Annotated in this window: 1 pseudogene; it reads right to left on the reverse strand. The window is 57.9% G+C overall.

The features are described 5' to 3' along the window. Positions 1–623: pseudogene (locus INQ47_RS25620) on the reverse strand (IS110-like element ISPpu11 family transposase); the annotation flags it as partial. Positions 624–743: the final 120 nt, after the last annotated feature.

Genomic DNA, 743 nt, shown 5'->3' on the forward strand with positions numbered 1-743 from the left:
GCAGTCGCTTCGAGCCGCCGGCTCAGCGCCGCTATGCGTTCACCTAGAGACAACCAGTCCATCAGCAACTCATCGAGCAACTCGCGCAACAGGTCGGGTAGAGGCAAGGAAGCATCCTCAAGCGCCTGAGGCACATGCTTATTGATCGCGGCATCGCCCTGGGGTATGGATACGCCATGCTCAAGTAGCAAACCACGGATCTGATTACCCAGCGCGGTATGTCGCTTGATGTTACCGCGCCGGATACGGTGCAGCGCTTGAATAGCCAGTGCTGTGGTGCTCTTGATCGGTATCGAAGCGATGCTCGTATCGCGACCGGCACGCAAAATGGCATAGCAGTCGTTACGATCGTTCTTAGCACCGCTGCGATGTTCGGCGACACGTTGCGCCGGCAGGATGCGAACCGGATTACCTTTGGCCTGCAGCAGTCTGGCCCAGGCTTGTGCACCTGGACCGCACTCCATCAAGACGGCCACGGTAGTTGGCAGCCTGAGCAGGAAATCATGGAACGCTTGGCGGGATTTGATGCGATCTTCGTAGATCACCCGCCCAGTAGCGTCCTCGCCTGCTAACTGGAAGACCTGTTTGGCCAGGTCTACGCAGATGGTTGTGCAAAGCTCCACATCAGTGGAAGACAGGGAATCGTGTTTCGAACTATGCTTTTTCATGGTCTCGCCCTCGCTGCCGTTGGCTTCTTCGAACACCACCGTGGCACTGTGATGCCTCGGCGGGGGCGAGTCCAT

Source organism: Pseudomonas sp. 3HC3, assembly GCF_044904505.1.
GTDB classification, from domain to species: domain Bacteria; phylum Pseudomonadota; class Gammaproteobacteria; order Pseudomonadales; family Pseudomonadaceae; genus Aquipseudomonas; species Aquipseudomonas putida_Y.